At 49.5% G+C, this 19,610-nt stretch carries 15 protein-coding genes and 1 pseudogene; 9 read left to right on the forward strand and 7 right to left on the reverse strand.

All coding sequences use genetic code 11. The annotated features are described in order from the left end of the window. Nucleotides 1-147: 147 nt before the first annotated feature. The 5 genes from ACO0K4_RS12675 to ACO0K4_RS12695 all read left to right on the forward strand — a co-directional run bounded on the left by ACO0K4_RS12675 (nt 148) and on the right by ACO0K4_RS12695 (nt 6,471). On the forward strand, nt 148-1,905 hold the full coding sequence (locus ACO0K4_RS12675) for a methyl-accepting chemotaxis protein (protein WP_422957000.1): 1,758 nt from the start codon (nt 148-150) through the stop codon (nt 1,903-1,905). 81 nt (nt 1,906-1,986) lie between these two features. Further along, nucleotides 1,987-2,679: an adenylyl-sulfate kinase gene (gene cysC, locus ACO0K4_RS12680; RefSeq protein WP_422957001.1), complete on the forward strand. Its 693-nt coding sequence runs from the start codon at nt 1,987-1,989 to the stop codon at nt 2,677-2,679. An 8-nt stretch (nt 2,680-2,687) separates the two neighbouring features. Continuing rightward, nucleotides 2,688-3,698 carry a hypothetical protein gene (locus ACO0K4_RS12685; RefSeq protein WP_422957002.1) on the forward strand — a complete coding sequence of 337 codons (1,011 nt, stop codon included), beginning with the start codon at nt 2,688-2,690 and terminating at the stop codon, nt 3,696-3,698. Further along, nucleotides 3,698-4,747: a sulfotransferase family protein gene (locus ACO0K4_RS12690; RefSeq protein WP_422957003.1), complete on the forward strand. Its 1,050-nt coding sequence runs from the start codon at nt 3,698-3,700 to the stop codon at nt 4,745-4,747. The genes ACO0K4_RS12685 and ACO0K4_RS12690 overlap by 1 nt, the downstream gene beginning before the upstream one ends. A gap of 161 nt (nt 4,748-4,908) precedes the next feature. Then, nucleotides 4,909-6,471, forward strand: coding sequence for a sensor domain-containing diguanylate cyclase (locus tag ACO0K4_RS12695; RefSeq protein WP_422957004.1), 1,563 nt, complete (start codon nt 4,909-4,911; stop codon nt 6,469-6,471). An 86-nt stretch (nt 6,472-6,557) separates the two neighbouring features. On the opposite strand, the gene ACO0K4_RS12700 is transcribed toward ACO0K4_RS12695, so the two are convergent. The 3 genes from ACO0K4_RS12700 to ACO0K4_RS12710 are packed head-to-tail and all read right to left on the reverse strand — an operon-like array spanning nt 6,558 to nt 9,735. Further along, nucleotides 6,558-7,025, reverse strand: coding sequence for a response regulator (locus tag ACO0K4_RS12700; RefSeq protein ID WP_422957005.1), 468 nt, complete (start codon nt 7,023-7,025; stop codon nt 6,558-6,560). After that, nucleotides 7,022-8,956, reverse strand: coding sequence for an ATP-binding protein (locus ACO0K4_RS12705; RefSeq protein WP_422957006.1), 1,935 nt, complete (start codon nt 8,954-8,956; stop codon nt 7,022-7,024). Before ACO0K4_RS12705 ends, ACO0K4_RS12700 begins: the two co-directional genes overlap by 4 nt. Next, the gene (locus ACO0K4_RS12710; RefSeq protein WP_422957007.1) at nt 8,953-9,735 is read right to left on the reverse strand and encodes a LuxR C-terminal-related transcriptional regulator; all 783 of its coding nucleotides are present in this window, start codon (nt 9,733-9,735) and stop codon (nt 8,953-8,955) included. The genes ACO0K4_RS12705 and ACO0K4_RS12710 overlap by 4 nt, the downstream gene beginning before the upstream one ends. 133 nt (nt 9,736-9,868) lie before the next feature. On the opposite strand from ACO0K4_RS12710, the gene ACO0K4_RS12715 reads away from it, so the two are divergent. The 3 genes and pseudogenes from ACO0K4_RS12715 to ACO0K4_RS12725 all read left to right on the forward strand — a co-directional run bounded on the left by ACO0K4_RS12715 (nt 9,869) and on the right by ACO0K4_RS12725 (nt 11,622). Continuing rightward, nucleotides 9,869-10,363: an SgcJ/EcaC family oxidoreductase gene (locus ACO0K4_RS12715; protein ID WP_422957008.1), complete on the forward strand. Its 495-nt coding sequence runs from the start codon at nt 9,869-9,871 to the stop codon at nt 10,361-10,363. A 260-nt stretch (nt 10,364-10,623) separates the two neighbouring features. Beyond that, nucleotides 10,624-10,995, forward strand: a pseudogene (gene tnpA / locus ACO0K4_RS12720) (IS200/IS605 family transposase). A 111-nt stretch (nt 10,996-11,106) separates the two neighbouring features. Continuing rightward, nucleotides 11,107-11,622 (forward strand): hypothetical protein, encoded by a 516-nt coding sequence (locus ACO0K4_RS12725; RefSeq protein WP_422957009.1) that lies wholly within the window; start codon nt 11,107-11,109, stop codon nt 11,620-11,622. A gap of 1,073 nt (nt 11,623-12,695) precedes the next feature. On the opposite strand, the gene ACO0K4_RS12730 is transcribed toward ACO0K4_RS12725, so the two are convergent. The 3 genes from ACO0K4_RS12730 to ACO0K4_RS12740 are packed head-to-tail and all read right to left on the reverse strand — an operon-like array spanning nt 12,696 to nt 16,930. After that, nucleotides 12,696-14,579 carry a feruloyl-CoA synthase gene (locus ACO0K4_RS12730; RefSeq protein ID WP_422957010.1) on the reverse strand — a complete coding sequence of 628 codons (1,884 nt, stop codon included), beginning with the start codon at nt 14,577-14,579 and terminating at the stop codon, nt 12,696-12,698. Between the two features lie 13 nt (nt 14,580-14,592). After that, nucleotides 14,593-16,059: an aldehyde dehydrogenase gene (locus ACO0K4_RS12735; RefSeq protein ID WP_422957011.1), complete on the reverse strand. Its 1,467-nt coding sequence runs from the start codon at nt 16,057-16,059 to the stop codon at nt 14,593-14,595. 37 nt (nt 16,060-16,096) lie between these two features. Continuing rightward, complete coding sequence (locus ACO0K4_RS12740) at nt 16,097-16,930, reverse strand: p-hydroxycinnamoyl CoA hydratase/lyase (RefSeq protein ID WP_422957012.1); 834 nt, start codon at nt 16,928-16,930, stop codon at nt 16,097-16,099. Nucleotides 16,931-17,047: 117 nt separating this feature from the next. On the opposite strand from ACO0K4_RS12740, the gene ACO0K4_RS12745 reads away from it, so the two are divergent. Continuing rightward, nucleotides 17,048-17,506 carry a MarR family winged helix-turn-helix transcriptional regulator gene (locus ACO0K4_RS12745; protein WP_422957013.1) on the forward strand — a complete coding sequence of 153 codons (459 nt, stop codon included), beginning with the start codon at nt 17,048-17,050 and terminating at the stop codon, nt 17,504-17,506. A 185-nt stretch (nt 17,507-17,691) separates the two neighbouring features. Here ACO0K4_RS12745 and ACO0K4_RS12750 read toward each other — a convergent pair whose 3' ends face one another. Beyond that, nucleotides 17,692-19,572, reverse strand: a complete 1,881-nt coding sequence (locus ACO0K4_RS12750) for a carboxylesterase/lipase family protein (RefSeq protein WP_422957014.1) — start codon at nt 19,570-19,572, stop codon at nt 17,692-17,694. Nucleotides 19,573-19,610 lie beyond the last annotated feature (38 nt).

Below are 19,610 nucleotides of genomic sequence, written 5' to 3' on the forward strand. Positions count from 1 at the left end.
ATAACATTCACTATTGACATCATTGAGAAATACTCTATTGTTAACTTTAGTTAAATACAAGAAAACTAATTGACATTGTGAATTCTTGAAATTTCAGATCTACAATCTGGAATTGCAATTATGTAATATAATTGCCGAGTGGAAATAATGTCCCATATTGAAATATCTGTGTTGCTCATCAAAGGGGTAATCATGAATTTTGGAAATATGACAGTTTCAACACGATTATCTGTTGGTTTTGGATTGGTTCTCTCTTTGCTTTTAACGGTTTTATTACTTGGTGTCAGTCGCATGGCACAAATGCAAAATCGGATGGAAGACATTGCCAATATCAATAATATTGAGTCAAAATTGGCATCTACTATGTATTTAACAATTACGGAGCGGGCATTAGCTTTACGTAATCTCATACTCTTAAGTGATGAAGCTGAAATTCAAATTGAAGTAAATCGCATCAAAACACAAGCAAAAAAATATGCTGAAGCGGAAGATAAACTTGAAAGCATGATTGCTAATGATCCAAATAATCCCCCCGATCAATTGGCATTACTAAACAAAATTAAGGAACAATCAAAATTGTCCGAACCTTTTATTACAAAGGGGACTCAGCTTGGCTTACAAAAACTTGGGGATGATGCTTATAAATTACTGCGATTTGAGTTTAGACCTGTTCAAAAAAAGTGGTGGGAAATGCTAAATGAATTTATCAGCGAAAAAGAAAAACAAACTACTCAGGCAATTGTTGATGCCGAAAAATCCTACGAGAACGCACGACTACTGATGTTTGTTTTTGGCGGCACTGCATTGGTCGTAGGGGTGGTCGCTGCGTATTTAATTGTCCGAAGCTTGCTTTTGCAACTCGGAGGGGAACCACAATATGCGGCACAAATCGCAAAAAAAATCGCGGGTGGAGATCTGACTGTTCCTGTTGAACTGGCTGGAAATGATCAGTCTAGCCTTTTGCATGAAATGGGGAAAATGCAGCAGAGCCTTGCCAATATCGTTGGACAAGTACGTTCTGGAACCGCGACCATTGCAGCAGCGTCCCGACAAATCGCTGCAGGCAATATGGATTTATCTTCGCGTACAGAGATGCAAGCTGGATCATTAGAGGAAACAGCATCCTCCATGGAAGAGTTAACATCAACGGTAAAACAAAATGCCGACAATGCCAGACAGGCCAATCAACTGGCAGTGTCGGCCTCTGATGTCGCGATTAAAGGTGGCGTTGTGGTATCTGAAGTTGTACAGACTATGGGCTCAATCAATACATCTTCACGCAAAATCGTTGACATCATTGCTGTCATAGATGGGATTGCCTTTCAAACCAATATTCTTGCATTGAATGCCGCGGTAGAAGCTGCCCGGGCAGGTGAGCAGGGCAGGGGATTTGCTGTCGTTGCGAGTGAAGTGCGTAGCCTGGCACAAAGATCGGCAGATGCCGCGAAAGAGATAAAGAAACTGATTGATGATTCAGTTCAAAACGTCGATAAGGGAACAAAACTGGTAGATCAAGCTGGCCATACGATGGAGGATATTGTGACGAGTATCAAGCGCGTGACCGATATTATGGGTGAGATCATGCTGGCTAGTCAGGAGCAAACATCAGGAATTGAGCAAATCAATGAGGCCATTATGCATATGGATGATGTAACGCAACAGAATGCAGCTTTAGTAGAAGAAGCGGCAGCGGCGGCAGGATCGCTACAACATCAGGCAGATGATTTAGAGAGTGTTGTCAGTACGTTTACTCTGGACGAGAAAAATGTGTTGAGTTCAGAGCAGCTTTCGCTTTCTCTTAAGGGAAAGGAAAATGTAATAGCGATGTCAAGAAAAATGGTTAAGGCAATTAACCCTTTGATATCAAGTGAAATTAAACGCATTGCCAACTTAGACAAAGGATGACAGATACCAGATCTTCTGTCCCGTTGCATTACCTCTTAGGGTTTTAGTGTGGCCGATTGATTTTTTTTCGTTGGAGTTACCATGCGGACTAACTTAATTTCAGGCCAATTCAATAATGAAAATTCTGATCAGACTGACATAAAGAAACAGTTTGGGCGATATGCAGTAGCTCCTCAGGCACGAGGTGCGGATGTAGTCTGGCATGACGGTGATGTATCTTTGGAGGTCAGGCAAAAATTATTGTGTCAACATGCAGCTACGTTGTGGCTGACAGGTTTAAGTGGATCAGGAAAATCAACGATTGCTTTTTCTCTTGAAAAATTTCTTTTAGAGAGCGGGCATTCTTGTTTTGCACTTGACGGTGATAACTTGCGTCACCACTTAAATAGCGATCTTGGTTTTTCCCCTGCAAATAGACGAGAGAATATCCGGCGTGCTGCAGAGGTTGCACATCTGATGAATGAGGCAGGCTTAATTGTCATCACTGCATTTATCTCTCCGTTCCAAGAGGATCGTTTAATGGCCAGAGAAATAATCGGACATCCTCGATTTATTGAGGTTCATGTCAGTACCTCAACGACGGTCTGCGAACAGCGTGATCCCAAAGGCCTATATAAAAAAGCCAGAAATGGGGAAATTCCAGAATTTACCGGTATTTCTTCTCCATATGAAATACCCTTAATACCAGAATTGGAGCTTAACGCGGAATTTTTGAGCATAGAGTCAGCAACACAAATTCTCTATGAATATTTGATTCATCACCATTTCATTTGAAAACGTGTATGTCGTTACACAATAAATCGAACGTCAGTACATTCGACGTTTTTAATGGTGACGCAGACGGCATTTGCGCACTTCATCAGTTACGGCTTGCCATGCCAATAGAATCAACCTTGGTGACGGGTGTAAAGCGTGATACTCAATTATTACAACAAATTCGCTCAACAGATGGCGATCGTATTACCGTCTTAGATATTTCCCTTGATACTAATACCGACGCCCTGAAACAGCATCTGGCGAATGGAGCCGGTGTTATCTATTTTGATCATCACAGCGCCGAACAAAGATTTTCTCATCCATTGTTAACTTTGTATTGGGACGATGCACCCAATGTATGTGCCAGCATTTTGGTGAATCGTTATTTAAGCGAAAAATATGTGCTATGGGCGATCGTAGCGGCCTTCGGCGATAACTTGATGGCAGTAGCACATCACATGGCAATACAGAACGGACTCACTTTTACACAAGAGCTTCTGTTATCCGAGCTTGGTACCTTGCTTAACTACCATTCCTATGGTGAAAAACTTGAGGATTTGCCTATTTTTCCAGTTGAGCTTTATCAAAAGCTACACAACTATACAGACCCTTTCGAGTTCATTGCAAAGTCATTTTGTTTTTCACTACTCCAACATTCTTATGCCCAAGATATGTCCTTGCTTCAATCTTTGCAACCCTCATGGGAACAAAGTAATGGCGCAATTTATTTATTACCAAATCATATCTGGGCAAAGCGTCTGTCTGGACTTTTGGCAAATAAATTAATTACTCAAAATCATAACATCTCTTTTGCGGTACTAACCGAAAAATCCGACGGGTCATTTTTTGTTAGCGTACGTTCTGCTAATCCAAGATACAAGCACGCCAGCGAATTTTGTGCATGCTTTCCCAGTGGGGGGCGGGCGACGTTCAGCCGCCGGAGTGAACAGCCTTCTGGCATCAGAGCTATCAGTATTTATAGTACGATTTTTTTCATATTTCTAACGACCCTTCATCCGAAAATTTTGGAAAACTAATGAATAAGCTATCCAGACCCAAGCCGGTATTAATGATTCCTTTGCGTCGCTGTGGTAGTCACGCTTTACGATTGCGGTTAAATAACAGTAAAGAATTTTATTCACCTTATCCGTTGCATATTGTTGATTTCATCCCATTGTTACCCATGTATGGCGATTTATCCGATGACCAATCTTATTTTCAATTAATAGTCGATGTAATTGGTTTGCAATCAGCCAGTATGGTGAAGTGGAAAGATATTGTGTTCGATCCGGTAGAGATTTTTGAGGTACTTCAAGAGCAAAAACGTAGTGTGCATAAAATTTTGTGGGAATTATTATTACGTGCAGGTACGCAACATCAGGCGACAGTTGTCATGGATAAATCTTTGGATAGTGTGCATTATTCGGAGGAGTTATTTGAGTTGTTTCCCGACATGCTTTTATTGAATGTTGTCCGCGATCCGAGAGCTCAAGTATCATCAATGAATCGGGCCATTATTCATGACTATGAATCTGTTTTAAATGCACTCAGTTGGGTTGATGCTCATCAAGTTACCCGATTATTAATAGCACGTCATCCCGAGAAAGTGCTAACGATACGTTACGAAGATTTTTTGTCTGACCAGGAATCTGTTTTAAGGAATATTTGCCATTTTTTGGGGATTACATTTTTGCCTGATATGCTGGATATCACACAATCGAATGAGGCACAAAAAATTTCTCAACTTTCAGCTTTATGGGAAAACAATTATTTTCCTCCTGTCATGACTAACATCGACAAATTTAAACAGCAATTGGAAATTGGGGAGATAGAAATAATTGAGACCTTGGCCAAAGATCTCATGAAATTATATGGCTATGAATTAATGACTGAAGCAAACGCCGACATATCTGATGCCACCATAATACAGGCAAGAGAAAACTCAGCAACTGCAAAAAAGAAAGCTTGGGAGGCATTAAGAACTAATGACTATAAAGACTACGTTTTGCGCCGGTTCCGCGCAGACTATCTTGCTGGACTGAGCCAAAGGTTAATGGTGCACTCTACCACGAGTACGATACGATAGACTAAGCGAGCATCATTATGAAACAAGGAATGAGGAACGTCTTGAACTCCATTGCGCTAATATTTTTCGCTTATTAATGTCCGCAAATATCATGTCAATGTCGGTTCTTTTTAGAATTCACTGTTTTTTTTCAGTACATATCACCTAATTTCATTTAACTTATGAGTCAGTTGACTTACTCAGGCAGTCTTAAAATAAAACGTATCCCAATAACATGGTTAGCGTTTGGATTTGTCGTCTTGGTCTGTATATCACTTGTTGTAATTGATGGATGGCGCAGTTGGGCGGCAAGAGAAAAGCAATTAATGGAAATGGAAATTTCCACCTCTAATATGGCTCGTGCGATCGCTCAACATGCCGATGATACGATTAAAGCGGCGGATACGGCATTGATTGGACTTGTGGAAAGAATACAAACCGATGGTGTTAATAGCGCTGCGCTGGATCGACTGCATACGCTGTTAGTTCGGCGAGTAACGGAATTGCCGCAACTTAACGGCTTATTTGTTTATGACGAACAAGGACGCTGGCTGGTTAATTCACAACCTTCAATACCGGCAAATGCCAATAATTCTGATCGGGATTACTTCATTTATCACCGTACCCACCAAGACGATAGCGCATATATTGGTCCTCCTATCCGAAGTCGCTCTACGGGAGTATGGATTATTACGGTATCTCGCAGAGTTAACCATGCGGATGGCAGCTTTGCTGGAGTCGTATTGGCAACAATTAATATTGATTATTTTAATAAATTTTATGACAGTTTTAATATTGGCAAAGCTGGTGCGATCGTTCTGGTATTGAATCGAGGGGTGATGTTAACTCGTCGGCCATTATTGGCGGACTCTATTGGCAAGAGTATGCTTAACACGCCAGTCTATCGTGATAATGCATCTAAAAGACCGTTTGGGACATTTACAGTCAAGTCTGCCCAAGATGGGGTAAAGAGACAAAACAGTTTTCGTCGTATGGATAAATATCCGCTATTTACTTCCGTGGCCTTATCAGAGGAGGAAATACTTTCGGATTGGTTAGCTGATACTTATCTTCATTCAGCGGGTGTTCTAATCTTGATTGTCATATTGGGATCGCTCGGATTTCCTCTCGTCAGTCAAATTCAGAGGCGTTTTGATGCGGAAGCGGAGGTTATTAAAGCGCGAGATGCGTTAGTGACACTTAACCAGACATTGGAGAGATTATCGTTGCAGGATGGGCTTACAGAACTCGCAAATCGTCGCCATTTTGATATGGCACTAGATGAGGAATTTAGCCGGGCAATGCGCAATGCCAGTTCACTGGCATTAATTATGATTGATGTAGATTGTTTTAAGCAGTACAACGATATTTATGGACATACGGTAGGTGATGATTGTCTTAGGAAAATTAGCCGGATCGTGAGTGCTAGTCAGAACAGATCGGGTGATTTGGCTGCTCGCTATGGGGGAGAGGAGCTATCGGTTTTGCTCCCTGGTACGGATGTCGGTGGAGCGATGATTGTTGCTGAAAAAATTCGCTTGGCAATTTATCAACTCAATATTGCTCATAAGGGTAGTCCTGAGGGTGTCGTCACCGTGAGTGCTGGTGTGGAAGCTATCATACCTGTACGCTCTCAGGATCAACCACTGGATCTGGTGAACGCCGCAGACAAAGCTTTATACGTAGCAAAAAATAGCGGTCGCAATCGGGTTTCCCCAAGGGGAAATCTCGAATTCACAAATTAAAACAAGGATTGATTTGTGTTATTTGTTGAACTTGACGTGGATTTAGTTGATCTGTGACACGTCATTTTTAGCAGAGAGAAAGATAGCTAATTTAGCTTCAGATGCCAGGGTGGTACAGGCGTCTCGTTGGGGATCAGTGCATGCAGGCGCTTGTACAGCAAGCGGGTTTCCAGCAAGTTGGAGATTCTCAATATCGATTCGACAAAGTCGAAAGGCTTGGTCAGAAAATCTTTTGCTCCCAGTGCCAGCGCCCGGTGTTTTGCTTCAGACATGGCGTCAGCAGTGAGTACCATGACGGGACGGAAATCATTTTTCGGCGTGCATCTGGCCAGTTGTTCCAGCACGGCATAACCATCAAACTCTGGCATCATTAAATCCAGTAAGACAAGGTCAGGGTCGAATGCAATAACCAGATCGAGTGTACGGGTCGGGTCAGTGGTGCTGACGATGTTGTTGAAGCCTTCACGCGTCAATATTTTTTCGAGTAACTGCACATTGTCTATTTCGTCATCGACAATCAGAATTCGCATGGCAAGTATGTCTGTGGCATTCATGGCAAAAGACGATTCAAAGTGGAAAAGAATAATGTGACATCCAGTGGCTTGGTCAGGTAGTCATTGGCACCACCAGCCTTCAGTCTATGGATGGTAGTCGCCAGTGCATCCGCACTCAGTATAACCACGGGTATGTCTTTCAGGCTGGCTGATGCACGTAGCTCTTGCAAGACTTCTTCCCCGGACATATCAGGCAATTGCAGGTCCAGTAGTATCAGGTCTGGCCGCTGTTGTTGCGCCATGTGCAAACCCTCAGCCCCTTTTTTTGCGCTGAAAAGCTCTACATGCTTGCTGCGTGCAAGCAGTATTTCTATCAATACCAGGTTCGATGAATTATCTTCGATATACAGTATGCTGCAAGGGCGATGCAAAATTGCCAGTTCGCTGGTCGCTGGCCTATGTCCTTCTTGCGATTGCGTTGCTTGTGCGACGGGCAAGTTGATCCAGAACTGACTGCCTTGTCCCTCTACGCTGGACATACCAATCTCCCCACCCATGGCTCGCGCCAATTGCATGGATACTACCAGGCCCAGGCCATTGCCTTCTACTGGCTTGTGTTCTGCACCTAATCGGTCAAAGGGAGTGAACAAGCGCTTTTGCATATCTGTGGCGATGCCTATGCCACTATCCACCACTAGCAACTGCACTTGCATTGCTGTGGCATGCACGCTTACTGTGACTGTGCCGTTTTCCTTATTGTATTTGACGGCGTTGGACAAGAGATTGAGTATCACTTGCAGCAGGCGTTTGCGGTCGGCCTGCAGGTAGATATCACTGGTTTTCTCCGGCCCTGCCAGGGTGATATTCCTGGTATGTGCCAGCGGTGCAATCAGCGACAATGCTTCGCGCAAGATCCCGCCAGCTTCAATTGGCTGGAGTGATAATTGCAGATGGCCAGTTTCTATGCGGGCGATATCCAGTACTTCATCAATCAGGGCCAGCAGATGATGGCCGCCTTTCAGTATATGGTCCAGGCTTTGCCGGGCGTCTTTGGCATGGATATCGAGTTGCAGCAATTGCGCAAAACCGAGTATGGCATTCAGCGGTGTGCGTAATTCGTGGCTGGTGCGGGACAGGAATTCAGTCTTGGACTGGTTGGCGCGCTCGGCTTCTTGTCGCTCTTTTTGCACTTCTTCTGTACGGGCAGCCAGCAAATGGCTGGTACGCACCATACGGTCAGAGAGTTGCCCCAACTCGTCATTCGCTGCTTCCAGTGGAGTCAGTGCCTGGCCGTGTTCCAGGCGGCCTGCATTGCCCGTCAATTGGTGTACCCGCCGCACAATACCGGCAGAAAATAACAGGCTCGTCAATAATGCGCCGAGCACCCCTGCAATGGCTGCTGCGGCGGTAACGATCATGGTGAGATCGTATACCCGATTGGCCTGGTTGACGCTTTCTTGCCTGAGCTTTTCTTCCCGTACCAGCATGGTGTCGATATGGGCACGTAAATCGTCTAGCACTTTCTTGTTCCGAACCAGGGCCTGCGTCAATTTTTCAGGTGATGATCCAGGCCCGATATTGATCAGTTCAACCAGGCCATCGCTTTTTTTGACGGCCAGAGCCGACAGTTCATTCAAAAGCTCGGTTTGCTGCCTGTCGCGGATTTGCCCTTTGAGGCGTTGCAAGGTCTTTGGTAATTCAGTTTCGCTGATCTGGTAGGGCGTCAAAAAATTCTTGTATCCGGTCAGCAAATAGCCGCGTACACCGGTCGCTGCTTCCGCCAGCAGGGTATGCACTTCCTGGATATCGCGCTGTATCTGTATCGTGCGTTGCACGTTTTCTTGTGCACGTTTGGCCTGTACACCCATCAGGTAACCGGATATCAGGGTGCCAAGCAAGACCATGATAGGCACGGCGATTACGATCAGCCCCTTGATCCTCAAGGGACGGTCTGACCACCAGCGCATTGCCAGCTTGAAGAATTTTGTCATGATGTCCTGGTAGGAGATGTGCCAGATGTACCCAGGCCCAGTTCAACTGCCAGGGCGGCCACCTGTGTCCTGTCCTGCAGTCCCAGTTTATGTATGATGCGCTCCACATGAATTTTTACCGTACCCCTGGCGATGCCTAACCTGTCGCCTATATCAGCGTTGGTCAGGCCATGCGGCAGCCATGACAGGACTTCCCGTTCGCGGGCTGTGAGCAGGGCTGATATCTGTTTGATGCGCTCATTCATTTGCGGGCTGGTGTTTGTGGCCGATTCACGCAATGCCAGCGCGAGGATGTTGGCCAGGGTACTTAATGTGAGCATGTCGGCAAGTGAAGGTTCCGCCAACTGCTTGCGGTTAACCAGCACCAATATTCCTTGAGGACGGCCTTGCTTCATTAATGGAAGCAACAATTCCAGCCCTGCCACACCGCCCGCTGGCAACAACAAGCGACTGACACTTTTTTGCCTGACCATTACTTTTGCATCCTGCTCCAGCATGGCTGACAAGATACCCTGCACTGGAAACCGCGTGCCATGCGGCAAGACCGGCCCTTTCGACGCATGCACGCGCAAGGCACCGGTGTCTTCCACCAGCACTGCACAAGCTTCAAAAGCCGAAAACTCCATAGCATAGGCCAGCACTGCCGCGATGGCAGATTCTTCCCCTTCGGCCAACACCCGGCCAACATCGTGCAACAGACGCAAACGGGCAAGATTGGCCTGGTTGTCGCGATATTGTTCGCGTAAAGAATGAGTGGTGTCTGAGGGCAGGGTATTCATTTGGCTAGTATATGCCATCTGGCATATGGAATGCTAGGCCACCTGGCTGATGGCAAGACTTGAGCCCTGGTTCATGATAAGTCCAACCTCGCAGAAAGAGGCGAACATCTATTCTAACCATGGGAAATATGAAATGAAAAATCTGTTCTTTGTAGTGGCCTTGCTCGCCAGTGGTACTGCTTTTGCAGAAGCACCTCCCAAGAAATACGATCAGGTAGCTGCCGCACCTGCCAGCGCTGCAGAAAAAGAAATTGCCGGCTTGTTTGACCGCTGGAATGCCGCACTTGCAACTGGCAAACCTGCAGAAGTCGTGAAACTGTATGCGCCTAACGGCATCCTGCAGCCTACCGTGTCGAATAAAATCCGTGCGACACCGGAAGAAATTGAAGAATACTTTGAGCACTTCCTGTTGCTTAAACCTAAGGGTACTATCAATTACCGCCAAATCCGTCTTTTCGGTGAAAACACGGCTCTCGACAGCGGTGCCTATACCTTCGATATCGTGAAGAATGGCAAGCCTGCAAAAGTGCGAGCACGATATACCTATGTATATGAAAAAATCAAAGGCGATTGGAGAATCATTAATCATCATTCTTCAGCTATGCCGGAATTTGTTGAAGAAAAATGAGACTCTTTGATAGCAGAGCCGATCCAACACTGGTCTAGTTGAATTTCCTTTTGAACGCAGATTTAAATGACAGAATTGATTGCCTCGCTTCGTGTAATTTAATAAGGTACCCCCTGGCTTTGCCGGTGGACTCGCCAATGCTTGACTAATACGCCGGTCGCTTTGAAACTTCTATCTCTATCAAAAGAACGAATTGCAGAATAAAAAATTATCAAAGTTTTAGTCATACGAGGTGAGATTGTAACTACCACGTAGTTTTTATACCTAAGCGCTGCAAGATATTAATTTACGGAGCGCTACGTAAGCAGCTTGGATAGATCTTTCATGAGCTTGCACGGCAGAGAGAATGCAACGTTGTAGAAAAGCATTTGATGATGGATCTAGTTCACATCCGTTTGAGTGTGTCCCCCAAATATGAGATATCAAATGTGATTGGCTATATTAACAGTGAGAGTGTGATGTCGATAGCACGACATTTTGGAGGCCGACAACGAAATTTTACTGGCAAGGTATTTAGGGAACTAGGTTACTTTGTATCTGCTGTTGGATTGGATGAAGAAATGGTTCGGGCTTACATCCGAAATCAAGGGCAAGAAGATGATCGTTACGATCAAATAAAATTGGGACTATAGCTGCCTGCATGCGAATCACGGGTTACCCAGCGCCTTAGCGGCATCCAGCAATAAACCCTCAGCTTTGCTGGAGGTAATTAATGTTGTGGTTTTATAGGAGTCATCGCCGCTATGCATACCGCAAATGCCAGCGACATCCCGGCAAAATCCCTGCCCTCTGACATTGAGATCAAGCAGAAAATCAACGGCTATGTAACAAATGAAATTCAAGAGCGGCGCATTCCGGGCATACAATTGGAGGTAGTCAAGGGTGGTAAGATTGTTCTGTTGAAGTCATATGGCCCGGCAGAGATTTCGAATGCAGTTGGTGGGAGAGGGCAGACTGGATTTGTGGCACCGGTATCACGTTATCTTGAAGGCTTGCCGGTCACATGGCAGGTGGTGATTGTGAAACAGTTGCTCACTCATACGTCGGGTATCCTGACATCAGCGCAAGCTACCCTCGGTAGCTACGCCGTAAGAGGTAGATGCTGCGTGGGCTGCGATTCAACCCTGGCCTATGGAATTCAAGATGGGAGGGCATTGTCGCCACAACCAGACCAATTATATTTATTGGGCAAGATGAGCGATCGCCTGAGCGGCCTGCCATTTGTAGGATTTTTTTCCAGAAGTGTCAGTTTGCCGTGACCAGTATGCGTAACGTTGGTTTTGTGACTCGCGTGATGTCATTCCGCACAAGACAGTATCGTACAGGTATGAAGACTCGGGCAAACGCTTGAAGCATTTCGTCGAGGTTTTTCCTTGGTGCCGACATGAATAGCAGTGCTGAGGGGTTAGCCAACTGGTTCATCGCTCTGAAACAGGGCAAGCTGATTTCTGCTGCGGTTTGAAGTAACTTCGCACGCCAGGCACCATTCAATAATGGAAACCGATCGCCTGCGCGCTGGGCTGGCCAGTGGTACGGCAGGGGACTATGCTGCGGTCGCCGGTGTGAGCGGGCCCCGCTCGCCGTTTTATGTATATTCCGATCATGATCTTGCCCTTGTCACGTTGATCAATCTGGCGAGTGCGGATCCGCAAGGAATAATCGATGACATCGCTGGCTTCTATATAAAAGTGAGTGCTCCTGTCTGTTAGCAGTTAACCTTAAAACTAGCTGTCAACTTTAAGCCTTGCAACTTGATATACTCATCTCACTTTCCACAAGCGCCGGGTTTCTTCCGCAATCACATCATGAAACTCCTCCTGAAAAAATAGCCTCCCTTATGGTGCGGCAAGTATGCCATGTAAATGTGAAAATAGCAGGTCAAAGTAAGACTACTCGCTGCGTTGAAGTTTTGAGAATTGGGTGGCCGTGGATAGCTGGAACATCAAGTCGATGATGAAGTACGTGTTCTGGAGAAATACTCAAAGTGCCATGCACTACATCGGCAGCGTTAACCGCTTCGCGAGGTTACACATAACCCGGCGGATGCTGAATCCAGCTAGAACCGCTCTAGAAATGGTTTCAGGCGATTAGTGCTTTCTGATATAGCCACTGCTTTTCTCAGAAAATCTGAAACCATGAAGATATGGCAATAATGATTTCATCTCCTATCTATGTCCACGCAGTCACATTGGTGCAGTCGTCTTCAGCGAAAATGATTGGCCTTTTCGAAAATGTGTGAACGCATCTCTTTGCGTGTTTGCCCGTAGTGCAAGACAAATAGTAGTACATCGAATACCATTCAAGCTAAACGTCCCGGCTCGATTGAAGCTGTTTATTTGCTTGATTCTACGATCAGACATCCGTCAATTCCCGCTCCGTCGCCATACATCGCTTCGACCAGCTCTGCGCGTCGCGTCAATACCACTCGCTGATTGATTGAGCCTTTGTCGGTTTGCTCGCCTGCTACCAAAGACGGAGCCTCGTCCAGCAACAGCATGCGTTCGATGCGTGACGCCGATCCGGTTGCCTTGCTGTTTAATTGCGACAACAGCTGCTGGAAATGGTGGCGTACAGGCGCGCTAGACAGAATAGCTGCGGCATCGGCATCGGCTCCCAATCCGGACAATAACTGGCATTGATCCAGACGAGGGAATACTAGCAAGCCTAAGGTGTCGCGATTGAGACCAGCCACCACTACATCCTGGACGTAAGGCGCACAGGTACTGATCACCCGTGCCCGCAATGGACCCACACTGACGAAGGTGCCGCTACTGAGCTTGAAATCCTCGGCGATACGGCCATCGAACATCAATCCCAGTTCAGGTCGTGCCGGATCGACAAATCGCACCGCGTCGCCGCTGCAGTAATAGCCTTCTTCATCAAAGGCAGTGGCGGTGGCTTCCGGCGCACGCCAATAACCCGGCATAACGTGTGGGCCCCGGAAACGTGCCTCATACTTGCCATCTATCTGTACTAGCTTGACCTCGCAGGCAGGTGCTGGCAAGCCGACATAGCCTGCCATCATTACCGGACCGGTGGTGAAGGTGCAGGATGGCGCTGTTTCCGTCATGCCCAGGCCAGCCATGATGCGGATCCGTTGACCACACTGGTTTTCGCTGACCTGTTCAAGCGCATCCCAGGCAGCTTGCGACAAACCAGCACCAGCGAAGAAGAACAGTTCCATCTGGGAAAAGAATTTCTGGCACAGGGCCGGGTCGTCCTGCAATGCGGTAGTAAGTAGCTCCCAACCCTTGGGTACGTTGAAGAATACAGTCGGCGCGATCTCTTTCAGATTCCGCACTGTGATAGCGAAGTCACGCGCCGTTGGCTTGCCATCGTCAATGTAGTAGCTGCCACCGTTGTATAGCGCGACACCGACATTATGACTACCGCCGAATGTGTGGCTCCATGGCAACCAGTCCAGTAGTACTGGTGGCTTTTCACCGAAACTAGGCAAGCTTTGCAACAGCATCTGCTGGTTGGCGCATAGCATACGCTGAGTGGTGATCACTGCTTTTGGCAGCTTGGTTGAACCAGACGTGAACAGAAATTTGGCAATAGTGTCGGGACCGCTGGCTGCGTTGGCTGCGTCTACCGTGTCTGGTACCGTTGCCAGCAAATCGGCCAACTGTGTGCTGGTGCGCCCTGCATCACCACGGCTGATCACGATTTCCACTTCGGTTGACACCGCAGTTGCCAGTGCTGCCGCACAGGTGCCACCGTCGGTGGCATAGATCATACCCGGCGTCAGGTGGCGCACGAAGTGTGACAGCTTGGTGTAGTCAGTGGTAATGATGGAGGCTGCAGGCGACACTGGACAGTAGGGGATGCCAGCATACAGCGCCCCCATTGCCATCTGCAGATGTTGCAGGTCGTTACCGGACAAAATCATCAGTGGACGCTCGGCAGACAGGCCACGGTCCAGAAGTGCCTGGCCGATGGCGCGCGCCTGCTCCAGCATTTCCCGGTAGCTGATGTGCTGCCATGCGCCATCAGGGCCACGTTGCGCGACCAGCGTACGCCCAGGGTGCTGTTCAGCGCCTCGTACCAGGCAATCGGTGATGCGATCCGGGTAGGCACCCAGTGATTCCAGCGATGCCAGGTGCCAGCGTCCCTGTGCGTCGGTGTCTATCCGCACCGGCGCGCTGCCGACGCGCACCGGACGGTAGCGCGACAGATCCAGCGTGCCGACGGCAGTGGAGGGGAGTTGCGTCATGGTGCCAACTCCATCACACAGGATAGTGACGATGGCCACTCTGGATGGTGATCCAGCGCAGGTCGGTGAATTCGGCGACGCCGGCCTTGCCACCGAAGCGCCCGTAGCCACTGGCTTTGACACCGCCAAACGGCATTTGAGCCTCGTCCGCCACGGTGGAGCTATTGATATGGCAAATGCCTGATTCGATGCGGCGCGCCAGCGCCAGTGCACGTGAGATGTCGCGACTGAAGACTGCCGCCGACAAGCCATACTCGCCGGCATTGGCTTCAGCCAGCGCTGCCTCGTCACCATCGACACGGATAATGGCGACGATGGGGCCAAAGGATTCCTCCTGATAAACCGCCATGGCAGATGTGATGTAGTCGATAATGGCCGGTTGCAGCACATTGCCATCGGTTTCGGTGCTACCACAAACCAGTGTGGCACCTTTGGCGCGCGCGTCGTCGATCATGGCAGCAACGCGGCTGGCGGCAGCGCCATCGACCATGCCACCCAGTACTGCACCTTGCTGGCCCGGTTTGCCAGCGCGCAGACTGGCAGTTTTTACTTTCAGCTTTTCGACGAACTGGTCCGCCACCTTGCTGTCGACGATGATACGGTCAGTTGACATGCAAATCTGCCCCTGGTTAAAGAAGGCCCCGAAGGCGGCAGCCTGTACCGCCTCATCCAGGTCAGCGTCGTCCAGCACCAGCAATGGATTCTTGCCACCCAGTTCCAGTACCACGGGTTTCAGATATTGTGCCGCTTGCTTCGCAATGATGCGCCCCACCTTGGTAGAGCCAGTGAAGTTGACACGCTTGACGGCCGGATTGGCGATCAAATGACCCACGATGCTGGCGGCGTCCTGCGGCGCATTGCTGATGACGTTGACCACCCCAGCCGGAAAACCGGCATCCTCGAACACTTTACCGATCAGGCGGTGCAGGGCAGGGCATATTTCTGACGACTTTAGCACTACGGTGTTGCCACAGGCCAGCGGAGTGGCGATGGCGCGCATGCCTAGAATCACCGGCGCATTCCAGGGCGCAATACCCAACACCACACCACAGGCCTGGCGCACTCCCATTGCCATCAGGCCAGGTACGTCTGATGGGATGACTTCGCCAGCGATCTGGGTAGTCATGGAAGCCGCTTCGCGCAGCATACCTGCTGCTAACATCACGTTGAAACCATACCACCCCGGTACACCACCAGCTTCGGCCACACCAGCGGCGATGAATTCGGGCGCGCGTGCTTCCAGGCAATCAGCTGCTTTCAGCAGCAGACGGCGGCGTTCGCCCGGTGCCGTGGCGGACCAAGTGGGAAAGGCCGCCTGTGCCGCTGCTACAGCGGCATTAGCATCAGTCAGGGTGGCGGCGGCAGCAACTGAAGCAGTGTCGCCAGTGGCGGGGTTGAGGCGCTGGTAAGTGGCGCCTGTGGACGCGGCCTGATCCAGGCCTCCAATCAATAAACGAGTTTCAATGCGGGTTTCAGACATGACGTATCTCCTGTGTTATTGGGCGGTGGGGCGCGTCTTATGCGCGCTTGTAAGTTTGTAGGCCGGGCTTGATCGTTTTGTCGTCCAGGAATTGTTTGAGCCCCTGGGCGCGGCCTTTTTCCGGATCGCGGTAATTGGATTGGTCGACCTTGGCGTACAGGTAGTCTTCGTTCTGGTCCCAATTCAACTCGCGGCAACGTTTGAAGCCATTCTTCGCGATGCGCAATACTACTGGTGCCTTGGCCAACAGCTTGTCGGCCAGCTCAAGCACTGCGGCGTGCAGTTCGGCGCGTGGCACACTCTTGTTCACCAGGCCCATTTCAGCAGCCTGCTGACCAGTAAAAGTGTCACCCGTCATGATGTAGTGCAGTGCAGCGCGGTGGCCCATGGTGTCTGCCACGGCCTTACTGACCAGATTGCCAGGTGGAATGCCCCAGTTGATTTCGGACAAGCCGAACACCGCTTCGTCGGCAGCAATTGCCAGATCGCAGGCCACCAATGGCGAGAACGCGCCACCAAAGCACCAGCCGTTGACCATGGCAATGGTCGGCTTGCTGTACATGCGCAACAGCTTCCATTGCCATTGCGAGCAATCACGGCGCATGCGTTCCTGCACGATCTCGGGCTGGCCATCAGTTTCGCGGAAGTACTCTTTCAGGTCCATACCTGCCGTCCAGCTGTCGCCAGCACCGGTCAGCACCAATACCTGTGCTTCAGCATCCAGCTCCACGGTTTCCAGTACGTCTATCATTTCGCGGTTCAGCGTTGGGCTCATGGCATTGCGCTTTTCTGGCCGGTTCAACGTTACCCAGGCGATGCCGCCGGTAACTTCAACTTTTACAGTATTCCAACGGTTTTCATATTGACTCATTTTGGCCTCATTTTATGTTAGGTTAATATCAGGTTGCCTGATATATTACTTATAATATATCCTGTTTGAAACGTAATGCAAGTACTTTTTGAACGATTTTTAAACTTATGGATCACGATGAAAAAACACCAGCCCGCCATTGCGCATGACAAACCCAGTGGCATCGCCTACCTGATCGGACGGCTCGACCACGTATTGAGCCGCCGTCTACGAGACAGTCTCAGCCTGCTGGGGTTGACTGCAGCTCAGTACACGGCGCTATCAGTGCTGGACACTCAGCAACAATTATCCAACGCGCAATTGGCAGAACGCTCGATGATTTCGCCACAATCTGCAAATGAAATGGTAAAAGCGATGGAAGTGCGTGGTTTGATCGCCCGTCAGCCAGATACCAATCATGGCCGCATCATCCATTTGCGCCTTACCGTCGAGGGCAGTGTCTTATTGCGCCAAGGGGATGCCGCAGTGGCACAGTTGGAGCGTGCTATGTTGTCCGAGTTGGATTCTGACCAGCGCGGTGAGCTGCACGCACAACTGCGCCTGCTGTTGCGGTCACTTAGCGCCATCGTGCTTTGATCGCTGCCAATCCTGATTTTCCTGAGCAGGATGATGCAAACGAATGACTCAGAAAGAGCACAATCAGCATGCTTAGCTTAAGGCGACTGTAGTACTGAATACAGTGATCCAATTGAGATTCAATTCGATGTCCACCAAGAGTGCCGTGTCGATATAATCGCGAAAAATCAGGTTAACACATATCGTTACGGCCAATAGTTGGGTCGTAGTTCGTCGGTGTTGCCGTTATAGCCTTGCATCTGGGCGAAAGCTGCCAACGCGTGCGGTGCTTCTTGCCCGCCGAAGATTGACCACAAGAACATACGACCATACAGTTCGGCACGCTCACGTGGGTCGTGCTTCAATGTTGGGTCTTGCGCCAGCGTTGCCTTGAGTTTAGCTATGCTGCTGTCGTGCGTCACCATACGGGTGCCGCCATCAGCGCTAGTGTCAAACACCATCAGGCGCGGTTGACTGACTTCAGTGCTCCAGCGCGTCCATTCAGGCAGATATCCACCCAAACCACTGCTCGGCTGGCCCTTATGGGCGAAGTAGGTCCAATAGCCCGCCATGGCGTCTGACACTTCTTTACGCCCCGGTAAATTGGCCGCCGTGAAGGAGCGAAATGGATCAAATTCACCATCCAGATCGCGGAACACGAAGGCCACATCCAGTACATGGGCGGCACCCAGCAACAGCCTTGGCTGGATCAGTGGCACAGCCGGCTGTTCATCCCAATCGAAGCGGTAGACCCAGACGTCGTGATGACCGGAAGCCACCATCGCGCTGGCCGGCTCCAGTGCACTTGAGACCTGCCACAATGAAGACATGTAGGCAGCGTGGCGCAAGTAGCGGCTGCGGTCGCGCATCAACGGAATGCTGCCAAACAACATGCGTACGTAGGCCGGATTATTGGACATGAACAGCCGGTATTCATCGCGGTTGGTGCCGATGATGACCGGTACCGCATTGTAAAGACTGCGGTCTGCAAAGACCTGTAGCAGCGGCATCGCTGGCAGCACATGGCCGTCCTGTAACACGCAAGGCGCATCATAGAAACTCAGTGCGCCCGGCGTGATAGGTGCCAGCAGCGCCTCTGGTGTCAGGCTGCGTACAAAGCTGGCTATGTCAGCGGGCGGCATGGATGCGATCAATGCCTGTGCTGCGGCGCGGTCGGCGGCGCGGCCATCGCGCTGCAACCAGTGGCATAGTAGTTCGCGCGAGCTGACAGCATGACCAGGCTGTGCGTTGTCCACGTAGTTGCGTGCCTGCGCCATGCTGTAACTAGCCATCAGTGGTGACTGCAGGATGGCACGATGAAACAGCCCCTTGGCCAGCGGACTGGCCAGCAGTGTATAGGTATTCAGGCCGCCCGCTGATTCGCCAAACACGGTGACATTCTCCGGATCACCGCCAAAACTGGCGATGTGTTGCCGCACCCACTGCAACGCAGCGATCAAGTCCAGTGTACCGAAATTGCCGGAACGGTCGGCTACAGTATCATCATCCTGCTTTAACTCTTCCAGGCTGAACCAGCCGAGAATGCCGAGACGATAATTGACCGAAACCATGATCACGTTATCCTGCCCCGCCAGGTTGCGCAAAGTCGTGTAGGTGGCAGACGTACCTGCAGTGTTGGCACCGCCGTGTATCCAGAACATCACTGGCAAGGCGGTTGCCGGTATGTCGTCCGGCTGCATTTGGGGCGCATAGATATTCAGTGTGAGGCAGTCTTCTGATCCTGCCAGCTTGCCCCATTGCTCTGGCGGTAGTTCCAGCGTAACACCGCCCAGTTGGACCGATGGATGACCGCAAGCCAGTGCCTCGCGCACGCCATGCCACGGCTGCGGCGGGCGCGGTGCTTTCCAGCGTAAGGCACCGACTGGTGGTTGTGCATACGGAAGTCCAAGCCAGGCGTGGGTGTTGTGTTTGTCGGTAGATCCGACGACGGTACCGAGCGCTGTATGGCGTAATGACGCAGGGTCTGTGGTTTTCTGTGGTGGCAATGGCGTATTGCGGCTGCGTTTAGAAAGCAAGATCGCTGTGGCGATGACCACGACAGCTAGGATGATGAGCCAGTAGTACATGTTTATCTCCTTGTTTTATTATAAGTAACCAGGACTTG

This window comes from Undibacterium sp. RuTC16W (assembly GCF_049339445.1).
Taxonomy (GTDB): Bacteria; Pseudomonadota; Gammaproteobacteria; order Burkholderiales; family Burkholderiaceae_D; genus Undibacterium.

Excerpts from the sequence above, each read along its gene's own strand:
- ACO0K4_RS12675 (WP_422957000.1), top strand. The coding sequence starts at position 148 with ATGTCCCATATTGAAATATCTGTGTTGCTCATCAAAGGGGTAATCATG.
- cysC (WP_422957001.1), top strand. The coding sequence starts at position 1,987 with ATGCGGACTAACTTAATTTCAGGCCAATTCAATAATGAAAATTCTGAT.
- ACO0K4_RS12685 (WP_422957002.1), top strand. The coding sequence starts at position 2,688 with ATGTCGTTACACAATAAATCGAACGTCAGTACATTCGACGTTTTTAAT.
- ACO0K4_RS12690 (WP_422957003.1), top strand. The coding sequence starts at position 3,698 with ATGAATAAGCTATCCAGACCCAAGCCGGTATTAATGATTCCTTTGCGT.
- ACO0K4_RS12695 (WP_422957004.1), top strand. The coding sequence starts at position 4,909 with ATGAGTCAGTTGACTTACTCAGGCAGTCTTAAAATAAAACGTATCCCA.
- ACO0K4_RS12700 (WP_422957005.1), bottom strand. The coding sequence starts at position 7,025 with ATGAATGCCACAGACATACTTGCCATGCGAATTCTGATTGTCGATGAC.
- ACO0K4_RS12705 (WP_422957006.1), bottom strand. The coding sequence starts at position 8,956 with ATGACAAAATTCTTCAAGCTGGCAATGCGCTGGTGGTCAGACCGTCCC.
- ACO0K4_RS12710 (WP_422957007.1), bottom strand. The coding sequence starts at position 9,735 with ATGAATACCCTGCCCTCAGACACCACTCATTCTTTACGCGAACAATAT.
- ACO0K4_RS12715 (WP_422957008.1), top strand. The coding sequence starts at position 9,869 with ATGAAAAATCTGTTCTTTGTAGTGGCCTTGCTCGCCAGTGGTACTGCT.
- ACO0K4_RS12725 (WP_422957009.1), top strand. The coding sequence starts at position 11,107 with ATGCATACCGCAAATGCCAGCGACATCCCGGCAAAATCCCTGCCCTCT.
- ACO0K4_RS12730 (WP_422957010.1), bottom strand. The coding sequence starts at position 14,579 with ATGACGCAACTCCCCTCCACTGCCGTCGGCACGCTGGATCTGTCGCGC.
- ACO0K4_RS12735 (WP_422957011.1), bottom strand. The coding sequence starts at position 16,059 with ATGTCTGAAACCCGCATTGAAACTCGTTTATTGATTGGAGGCCTGGAT.
- ACO0K4_RS12740 (WP_422957012.1), bottom strand. The coding sequence starts at position 16,930 with ATGAGTCAATATGAAAACCGTTGGAATACTGTAAAAGTTGAAGTTACC.
- ACO0K4_RS12745 (WP_422957013.1), top strand. The coding sequence starts at position 17,048 with ATGAAAAAACACCAGCCCGCCATTGCGCATGACAAACCCAGTGGCATC.
- ACO0K4_RS12750 (WP_422957014.1), bottom strand. The coding sequence starts at position 19,572 with ATGTACTACTGGCTCATCATCCTAGCTGTCGTGGTCATCGCCACAGCG.